At 68.5% G+C, this 9,304-nt stretch carries 9 protein-coding genes; all 9 read left to right on the forward strand.

Going from position 1 to position 9,304, the window contains the following annotated elements; translation table 11 throughout:
- Positions 1-1,413: translation elongation factor 4 (gene lepA / locus VGL40_00455; protein ID HEY3313745.1), on the forward strand; the 1,413-nt coding region annotated here is incomplete at its 5' end.
- Positions 1,410-2,564, forward strand: a complete 1,155-nt coding sequence (gene hemW, locus VGL40_00460) for a radical SAM family heme chaperone HemW (protein ID HEY3313746.1) — start codon at positions 1,410-1,412, stop codon at positions 2,562-2,564. The genes lepA and hemW, both read left to right, overlap by 4 nt.
- A 21-nt stretch (positions 2,565-2,585) precedes the next feature.
- Complete coding sequence (locus VGL40_00465; protein ID HEY3313747.1) at positions 2,586-3,287, forward strand: ATP-binding protein; 702 nt, start codon at positions 2,586-2,588, stop codon at positions 3,285-3,287.
- A 159-nt stretch (positions 3,288-3,446) separates the two neighbouring features.
- Positions 3,447-4,496: a heat-inducible transcriptional repressor HrcA gene (gene hrcA / locus VGL40_00470; GenBank protein ID HEY3313748.1), complete on the forward strand. Its 1,050-nt coding sequence runs from the start codon at positions 3,447-3,449 to the stop codon at positions 4,494-4,496.
- 41 nt (positions 4,497-4,537) lie between these two features.
- Positions 4,538-6,139, forward strand: coding sequence for a TCP-1/cpn60 chaperonin family protein (locus VGL40_00475; GenBank protein ID HEY3313749.1), 1,602 nt, complete (start codon positions 4,538-4,540; stop codon positions 6,137-6,139).
- Positions 6,140-6,152: 13 nt separating this feature from the next.
- Complete coding sequence (locus VGL40_00480; protein ID HEY3313750.1) at positions 6,153-6,476, forward strand: Hsp70 family protein; 324 nt, start codon at positions 6,153-6,155, stop codon at positions 6,474-6,476.
- Between the two features lie 26 nt (positions 6,477-6,502).
- The gene (dnaJ, locus tag VGL40_00485; protein HEY3313751.1) at positions 6,503-7,645 is read left to right on the forward strand and encodes a molecular chaperone DnaJ; all 1,143 of its coding nucleotides are present in this window, start codon (positions 6,503-6,505) and stop codon (positions 7,643-7,645) included.
- On the forward strand, positions 7,642-8,640 hold the full coding sequence (gene prmA / locus VGL40_00490; protein HEY3313752.1) for a 50S ribosomal protein L11 methyltransferase: 999 nt from the start codon (positions 7,642-7,644) through the stop codon (positions 8,638-8,640). Before dnaJ ends, prmA begins: the two co-directional genes overlap by 4 nt.
- On the forward strand, positions 8,633-9,304 hold a 672-nt coding region (locus tag VGL40_00495), incomplete at its 3' end, for an RsmE family RNA methyltransferase (protein HEY3313753.1). The genes prmA and VGL40_00495, both read left to right, overlap by 8 nt.

Genomic DNA, 9,304 nt, shown 5'->3' on the forward strand with positions numbered 1-9,304 from the left:
GTCCCGGTCATCAACAAGATCGACCTCGCCAGCGCCGACGTCGACCGGGTCAAGAAGCAGCTGAAGGAAGTCCTCGGCCTTGACCCGGAGGAAGCCATCCCGGTGTCGGCCAAGACCGGCATCGGCCTCGAGGACGTCCTCGAGGCCGTCGTCAAGCGCATCCCGCCGCCGGGGGGTGACGCCTCCGGTGCCCTCCAGGCCCTGATCTTCGATTCCCACTACGACTCATACAAAGGAGTCATCAGCTATGTCCGGGTCTTCAGCGGCTCGATCAGGAAAGGCCTGAAGATCAGGATGATGGCCACGGGCAAGGACTTCGAGGTCAGCGAGGTCGGCGTGTTCAGGCCATCCATGACTCAGGTCGACGAGCTCCCGACGGGGGACGTCGGCTACTTGGCGGCCGGAGTCAAGCAGGTCCGCGACGCCCACGTCGGCGACACCATCACGACGGCCGAGAGGCCGGCCGCGGCGTCGCTCCCCGGCTACCGCAGGGCCACGCCGATGGTCTACTGCGGGCTCTATCCGGTGGAACCCACCGACTACGAACCCCTCCGCGAGGCCCTCGAGAAATTGCAGCTCAATGACGCGGCGCTGGTGTACGAACCGGAGACCTCGGCCGCCCTTGGCTTTGGCTTCCGCGGCGGCTTCCTCGGGCTCCTCCACATGGAGATCATCCAGGAGCGCTTGGAGCGCGAATACGGCCTGGACCTGGTGACCACGGCTCCCAACGTGGTCTACCGAGTGATCCTGACCGACGGGACGGTCAAGATGATCGACAATCCGGTTGACCTGCCCAGTCCCGACCGGCTCACCGAGATCCAGGAACCCTATGTCAAGGCCAGCCTGATCACGCCCACGGACTACCTGGGGCCGCTGATGGACCTGTGCCGCGACCGCCGTGGCATCTTCTCGACCATGGAGTACCTCGACCCTTCGCGGGTCGAACTGATCTACGAGTTGCCCCTGGGCGAGATCATGTTCGACTTCTTCGATCAGCTCAAGTCGAGGAGCCGTGGCTATGCCTCTCTGGACTATGACTTCCTGGCCTACCGTCCCGGGAAGCTCGCTCGCATGGACATCCTCGTCAACGGCGAGCCCGTCGATGCTCTCTCCGTAATCATCCACGAGGATAAGCTGCTGCCCCGGGCGAGAGCCCTAACCGAGAGGCTGAAGGAGTCCATTCCCAGGCACCTTTTTGAGATTCCGATCCAGGCGGCCATCGGGCGGACCATCGTCGCTCGAGAGACGGTCAAGGCGATGCGCAAGGACGTCCTGGCCAAGTGCTACGGCGGCGACATCACCCGCAAGCGCAAGCTGCTCGAGAAACAGAAAGAGGGCAAGAAGCGGATGAAGCGGGTCGGGTCGGTCGACCTGCCACAGGAGGCCTTCATGGCCGTCCTGAAGATCGAGTGAACCCCCGCGGGTCGGACGCCGGCCTCTACGTTCATCTCCCGTTCTGTCTGAGCAAGTGCCGTTACTGCGACTTTGTCTCTTACGCGATCGGCCGTCACCGCTCGATCCTCCCGTCTTATCTCGAGGCCCTACGGCGCGAGGCCGCCGCGCGGGCCGACGAACTGGCCGGGCGGCGCGTTGTCGGGGTCTACTTCGGCGGTGGTACGCCGACCACTTTGGCCCCGGGCGACCTGGCCGCCCTTCTCCGGGACCTCGGCCGGGTTTTCGACTTGGCCCCCGGGGCCGAGGTGACCATCGAGGCCAACCCCGGGACGGTCGACCCGGCCGGCCTGGCCATCCTCCGGGCGGCCGGCTTCAACCGGCTGAGCTTGGGGGCCCAGGCCTTTCAGGATGACCTGCTGAAACGCCTCGGGCGGGTCCACGACACCGTCGAGATCGGCCGGGCGGTCGCCGACGCCCGGCGGGCCGGCTTTGACCGGGTCAACCTGGACCTCATCTTCGGCCTGCCCGGCCAGACCGTCGCCGACTGGCGTGACAGCCTCGACCGGGCCGTCGACCTCGACCCCGAGCACGTCGCCGCCTACGGACTCAAGGTCGAACCGGGTACCCCCTTTGGCGCCGACCTCGCCGCCGGGCAACTGGACCTGCCGGGGGAAGACCTCGAAGCAGCCATGTACGAGGAGGGGCGGACCGCCCTGGGGGCGGCCGGCTTCATCCACTACGAGATCTCCAACTGGGCCAAGCCTGGCGGTCAATCCCGTCACAACCTCCTCTACTGGCGCAACCAGGACTACCTGGGTCTGGGCGTGGCCGCCTGGTCCCACCACGGCCGGACTCGCCGCGGGAACGTCACCGGCCTGGAAGACTATGTCGGCCGGGTCACCGCCGGCCTCGACCCGCTGGCCGAGAGCGAGGAGCTGGACCCACGCCGAGCCGCCGGGGAGGCCGCTTTCCTGGCCCTCCGGACCCTTGACGGGCTCGATCTGGAGGCCTTCACCGCCGAGCAGGGCGGAGGACTCGCGGACCTCTTCCCCGGAGCGGTCGACCGGGTCACGGCCACCGGCCTGGCCATCGTCGAGGGCGGCCGGCTCCACCTGACCTCGCGCGGCCTCCTCTTGGCCAATCAAGTCTTTCAGGAGTTCGTCGACTGAGCGGCCGGGACGCGGGAAGGAGTGGGGCGGACGGACAGACCGAAGGCCTGGGTCGCTTGGAGCAGCGGCAAGGACAGTGCCTGGGCCCTTCATCAGCTGCGCCGTCGGGGCGAGCTGGACGTGGTGGGTTTGCTGGCGACGATCACCGCGCCCTATGATCGGGTTTCCATGCACGGCGTCCGGGTCTCCGTCCTCGAGGCCCAGGCGCACGCCGTCGGCCTGCCCCTCCAGAAGGTCCTGATCCCAGCGCCGTGCCCCAACGAGGTCTACGAGACGGCCATGCGCTCGGTCCTGGAGAAGGCGCGGGAGCAAGGCGTCTCGGGGGTCGCCTTCGGCGACCTATTCCTGCGGGACCTGCGGACCTACCGCGAAGCCCAACTCTCCCGGGTTGGAATGGCCGCGCACTTCCCGCTGTGGGGCCTGGACACGCGATCCCTGGCGCGGGAGATGATGGCCGGCGGCCTGAGGGCGGTGGTGACCTGTCTCGACCCGTGCAAGATGCCCCGTGGCCTGGCCGGGTCCTCCTTCGACCCCGATTTCCTGGCCGCCCTGCCCGCCGGAATCGACCCCTGCGGGGAGAACGGTGAATTCCACACTTGCGTCCACGCTGGTCCGATGTTATCGCGGCCGGTGCCCTTGCGGGTCGGTTCAACGGTGGAACGCGATGGCTTCGTCTTCACCGACGTGCTCCTCGACTCACCCCGGCTTGGCGATCAGACTTGACAAGGCCTTGAAGCAGATGCTATGTTCAAGGCGGAATTGGCACTCCCGCTCCGCGAGTGCTAATCAAGACCCGTGAAGGGCACCCGAGCAGCGCCGAAGGCTCTTTGCGGCGGGGGACCGTAGCCAACCACGACCTGGCCATGGGGGGAGTTGGGCAAGATGCCGAAGGGCCTCGACCCGCGGAAGCACGTCATCCTCAAAGCCCTCGTCGAGGAGTACATCCGCACCGGCGAGCCGGTCGGGTCGGTCGGCCTCCTCGAAAGCCACGAACTGGGGGTCAGCTCGGCCACGATCCGCAACGAGATGGCCGATCTCGAGGCCCTCGGTTACCTGTCGCAGCCGCACACCTCGGCCGGCCGCGTGCCGTCCAGCCGGGGTTACCGTTTCTACGTCGACTCGCTGGCCGAACCGGAGGACCTCGAATCCCTGGAGGCCATCGACGCCCGTTGGATTCGCGAGGCCTATGACGGCAGCCATGACGCCGAGACCCTGATCCAAAGAACGGCCAAGCTGATCTCCGAGGCCACCAGATACACCGCGATGGTCCTCGGCCCGCGCTACGCCAAGGCCGTCTTCCGCGAGCTGAAGCTCATCCGGCTGCCCGGCGACCGGCTCTTGATGGTCCTCGTGACCGACGTCGGCCTGGTCGAGCACCGGATCATCGACCTTTCAGACGACCTCGCCGACGGCGACCTGGCCGTCGTTTCCAGGAACCTGAACCGCAGCCTTCGTGGGATGATCCTCGGCAAGCTGACCCGGGGTTTCGCCCGCAGCCTCAACCAGGGGTCGACCGGACAGCGCTGGCTGATCGGGACGATCTTCGACGCCCTGGGCCGGACCGGCCCGACCGAGACTGAGGACCGCGTCTATCTCGGGGGCACCGCCAACATCCTGAACCAGCCGGACTTCGGCGACCTCGGGATGGTCCGCGACCTCCTGGGTTTCCTCGAACGGGAGCATCTCGTCTCGACCCTCCTCAGCGATTCGCCGGCCGGCGGCGGGGTTCGGGTCTTCATCGGCCACGAGAACCCCTACCACGAACTGCAGAACTGCAGCCTGGTGACGGCGGCCTACGGAGCGGGCGGGCGGATGATCGGGGCCATCGGCGTCCTCGGCCCGACCCGGATGCAATACGCCCACGTGATGTCCGTCGTCAGCTATGTCTCTGATCAGTTGTCCAGCGTCCTGACCCGTCGGATGAAGCGGTGACCATATCGACGCCCGAGCGCTGACCGTCTAGGAGGGGCCCGATGTCCAACGTCAAACAGGTCTCCAGCGGTTCCGAGGTCGACGAAAGACTGGCCGCGCTCCTGACCAACGCCAACGCCGTGCGGGCCATCGCCTCGGCGGTCGAGGGGACCATCGGGCCCAAGGGGCTCGATACGATGCTCGTCGACCGCTTCGGTGAGGTGGTCATCACCAATGACGGGATCACCATCCTGACCCGCATGGATGTCAACCACCCGGCCGCCAGGATGGTCATCAATACGGCCAGGGCCCAGGAAGACGAGGTCGGGGACGGGACGACTACGGCCACCATCATGGCCGGGGCCCTCCTCGGCGAAGGGGTCAACCAGGTCGCCAAGGGCGTCCCGGTCACCCGGGTCATCGACGGGGTCCGCTGGGGCGTCCGGACGGCCATCGAACTGATCAAGAAGAAATCCATCAAGGTCGACGGGCTGGACGACCCGGTCCTCCGGCGGGTGGCCCTGATCGCCGGCCGGGATCACGAAGACATCGCCGACCTGGTGGTCGGGGCGGCCCGGATGATCGGCCCGGAGAAGCTCCTCGAGCCCCAGTTCAAGCTGGCCGACACGGTCCTGGCCGAGGAGGGCGCGGAGAACGAGGTCTTCCTCGGGGTGATCATCGACAAAGAACGCCTCAACAAGCAGATGCCCAGGACCATCGAGGACGCCCGGATCCTCATCGTCGACGATGCCCTCGAGCCCGAACAGATCGAAGACGAGGCTCTCTCCACCGAGGCCGGCTTCGCCCGCTACATGGAGCTGCAGGAAGACTTCCGGACGAACCTCAGGAAGCTGGTCGCCCTGGGGGTCAAGGTCATCCTGGTCGACCGCGGGGTGGAGGACATCGCCGAGGAGATCCTCACCGATGCCGGGTCGATCGTCCTGAGCCGCGTATCCTCGCGCGAGCTGAGGAAGGCGGCCGAACACACCGGGGCGCGGATGGTCAAGCGGACGGCCCTCCGCAAGGAACCCGCCGAGATCGAACGCTATCTCGGCCGGGCCGAGCGGGTCTACGAGGACGAGCGGCTGGAGCAGGTCCGCATCGTCGGCGGCCGCGGCAAGCCGATGGCCACCATCCTGGTGGGCGCGGCCACCGAGGAGGTGGTCGGCGAGCGCGAGCGGATCGCTAAAGACGCCGCCTCGTCGGTTCAGGCCGCCGTCAAGGGCGGGGTCGTCCCGGGAGGCGGGGCCATCGAGATGGCCGTCGGTCGTGAACTCGGGCGCCGCCGCGACGAGGTCAAAGGGATGAGCGTCTACGGCCTCGACTGCGTCATCGAGGCGCTCAAGAAGCCCCTCGCCCAGATTGTTGGAAACGCCGGCTTCAACCCGCTGGAGAAGGTCGGCGACGTCGTCGCCGCCCAGGCCAAGAGGAAGCGCGACTCACTGGCCGTCGATTGCGACACCGGGGAGATCGCCGACATGCTCGAGCGCGGCGTGATCGACCCGGCCCTGGTCAAGGTGCAGGCCCTCAAGGCGGCCGGGGAGATCGCCGAGGCCATCCTGCGGATCGACACGATCATCAAGATGAGGGAGCAAAAGCCCGATTCGCGGGGTTCCGCCGGGCCATCCGGCCCGGGCTCGGAAGACCTGACCAAGAGCTTCTGAGGAGGCGTTCGGCATGGCCGATGAAGCGGTGGCCAAGCCCTTGGCCGACAACGCGGCCTCGTCCGACGGCGCGGCCCTGGCCGAGACGGTCGCCGCCTACCTGGCCGCCGAGTTCGAGGCCAGGGAGGGCATCGATCTCCGCCGTGATCAACTGGCCTGGGGCCAGCTCCTCCGGGCGGCCCGCCGGGCCTTGGCCGACCTGGAACGGCGGCCGATCACCAATGTCAACCTCCCCTGCATCATCTCCGACGCCGCCGGGCCGCGTCATCTCGATGTCACCGTGACCCGGCGGATCTTGGCCGGCCTCAGCGGGCCCAGTCGGACCACCAAGCTCTGAGCCAAAGGAGTTCGATCATTCCCGCGATGGCCGATAAACGAGACTACTACGAAGTCCTGGGGGTCGACCGCTCGGCCGACCAGGAGGAGATCAAGAAAGCCTACCGGGCTCTGGCTCGGAAACACCACCCGGACGCCAACCCGGGCGATGCCGGCGCCGGTGAGCGGTTCAAGGAAATCAATGAGGCCTATGAGGTCCTCGGCGACCCGGAGAAACGGGCCCGTTACGACCAGTTCGGCCACGCCGCCTTCGGGCGCGGGCAGGCCGGCGCGGGCGGCTTCGGCGGTGACCTCGGCCCCTTCGGCGACCTCGGCGGGATCTTCGACGCCTTCTTCGGGACCGGCCGGCAGGGCCAGACGCGGCGCGGTGCGCAGCCCGGAGCCGACCTCCGCTACGATATGGAGATCAGCCTGGAGGAGGCGTCCGCCGGCCTGACCAGGGAGATCCAGTTCAGCCGGTGGGACAACTGCCCCATCTGCGGCGGGTCGGGGGCCAAGCCGGGGACGAAGCCGGCCGTCTGCGACCACTGCCACGGCACCGGCGAGATCCGCTTCGCCCAGAACACCTTTTTCGGCCAGTTCGTGAATGTCCGCCCGTGTGACCACTGCGGGGGGACGGGTCGGGTCATCGAAACGCCCTGTCCTGACTGCCGCGGCAAAGGCCGCGTCTACCGAGAGCGAAAGCTGGAAGTGAAGGTGCCTGCCGGAGTGGACGACGGGTCGCGCCTGCGGGTCGGCGGGGAAGGGGAGGCCGGCCCGCTGGGCGGTCCGCCCGGCGATCTCTATGTGGTCCTCCGCGTCCTTCCCCACGAGCTGTTCAAGCGCGACGGGACCGAGCTGTACTGCGAAGTGCCGATCAGCTTCAGCCAGGCCGCCCTGGGGGCCGAGATCGACGTCCCGACCCTGGACGGTCGGTCACCCATGAGGATCCCCGAGGGCACCCAGACCGGGACGGTCTTCCGGCTCAAGGGCAGGGGCATTCCCAGCCTGCGCGGCTACGGTCGCGGCGACCAGCACATCAAGGTGGTCATCCAGACGCCCAAGCGGATGACCGCCGAGCAGCGCCGCATCCTGCAGGAGTTCGCCAAGGCCGGCGGCGAGGAGTCCGGCTCGACCGGGACCGCGGGCGGGGGGACTGGCTTCTTCCGGCGGAAAGGGACGGCGCGATGAAGTGGACCGAGGTCAGGGTGCTGGTCGCCAGTGAGGCCGCCGAGGCCGTGGCCAACGCACTCATCGAGGAGGGGGCCGGTGGCGTAGCCATCCAGGACCCCTCTTTCCTTGCCGTGATCGAGCGGGGCTGGTTCTGGGGCGAGGGCGAGCCGGTGGAGGCCGCTCCGCCTTCCCCGGAGGTCACCGTCGCCGCCCACTACCCTCGTTCGGAGAGCCTGGGGCCGCGGCTCGAGCGGCTCCGACGCCGGCTCGACGACATCGCCGCCGGCGGCCTCGACCTCGGTCCGGGGCGGTTGACCGCGGTCGAGGTCGACGAGGCCGATTGGGTCGATGCTTGGAAGACCTACTTCAAGCCGCACCGGTTGGGCCGGCGGATGGTCATCCGTCCCAGCTGGGAAGAATACGAAGCTGACCCGACCGACCTGGTCATCGTGGTCGACCCCGGGATGGCCTTCGGGACCGGGACCCACGCCACCACCTCCGGCTGCCTGCTGTTCCTGGAAGAGCAGGTCAAAGGGGGGGAATCGGTGGTCGATTGCGGGTGCGGCTCGGGCATCCTGGCGGTGGCCGCCGCCAGACTGGGGGCGGCGACGGTCCTGGCGGTCGACCATGATGAGGTGGCCGTGGCCGCGACCACGGCCAATGCCGACGCCAACGGGGTGGCCGGGACGATCCGGGTCGTCGAGGACGACGGCGGGGCCTTCCTGGCCGGATTGGAGCCGGGTTCGGTCGACCTGGTCACCGCCAACCTGACCGCCGACCCGCTGGTCCGGTTGGCGCCGGACCTGGCCCGGGCCCTCAAAGCGGGCGGGAAGGTGATCGCCTCGGGGATCATCCGGGCCCGGCGGAACGAGGTCGTCGAGGCCTTTGGACGGGCCGGGCTCGAGCTCGTCGACGAGCGGCGGGACGGCGATTGGCACAGCTTGCTGGCTTCCGCCGCCGGGAGCGGCCCGGCGCGGAAGCCCGGCCATCTGGGGGTGACCGGCCGTGCATAGGTTCTTCATCGACCCCGCGGACCTGGAGTCGGCCGGCGGCGGTGGGTCTCGCGTCATCTTCCATCCCGACCAGGTGCGGCAGATGAAACGAGTCCTCCGGCTGCGCCCGGGTGACTCGGTGGCGGCCGTCCTTCCCGGGCGCGAAATCGTCGTCAGGCTCGAAGGCGGGGGCTCCGGCGAACTGAGCGGTGGGGGGCCGGTCATGGAGGATCGCCCAGGTCTGCCCCTGGCGCCGATAGCCGTCGATCTCTATCAAGCCCTGGCGAAGGGCGATCGGTTTGAGTCGGTCCTTCAGAAAGGGACCGAGCTCGGGGTCGCCCGGGTCGTGCCGGTCTTGACCGACCGGACGGTGGCCCGTCCAGATCCCGAGCGAGTCCAAGGCAGGGTGGTCCGTTGGCGGGCGGTCGCCCGCGAGGCGGCCGAGCAATGTGGACGGTCGGACGAACCGGTCATCGAAGCCCCGGCCGACTGGGCCGGCGTCTGCGCCGAGGCCGGCCGGGCCGACCTGGCCGTGGTCCCTTGGGAAAGGGAGGAGGCGACCGCTCTCGTCGAGGTCCTGCGGGCCTTCGCCGGTCGGCTCGGAGGCCTGGCGGATGGCGGCCGCGCGGCCGTCCAACCGGCCGTTGGTCCGGTAGCCCGGCCACGAGTGGCCGTCATCATCGGC

This window comes from Bacillota bacterium (assembly GCA_036504675.1).
In the GTDB taxonomy this organism is placed as follows: domain Bacteria; phylum Bacillota; class Sulfobacillia; order JAJYWN01; family JAJZPE01; genus DASXUT01.

Coding starts and splice junctions, on each gene's coding strand:
- hrcA (HEY3313748.1), top strand. CDS start 3,447: ATGCCGAAGGGCCTCGACCCGCGGAAGCACGTCATCCTCAAAGCCCTC.
- VGL40_00475 (HEY3313749.1), top strand. CDS start 4,538: ATGTCCAACGTCAAACAGGTCTCCAGCGGTTCCGAGGTCGACGAAAGA.
- VGL40_00480 (HEY3313750.1), top strand. CDS start 6,153: ATGGCCGATGAAGCGGTGGCCAAGCCCTTGGCCGACAACGCGGCCTCG.
- dnaJ (HEY3313751.1), top strand. CDS start 6,503: ATGGCCGATAAACGAGACTACTACGAAGTCCTGGGGGTCGACCGCTCG.
- prmA (HEY3313752.1), top strand. CDS start 7,642: ATGAAGTGGACCGAGGTCAGGGTGCTGGTCGCCAGTGAGGCCGCCGAG.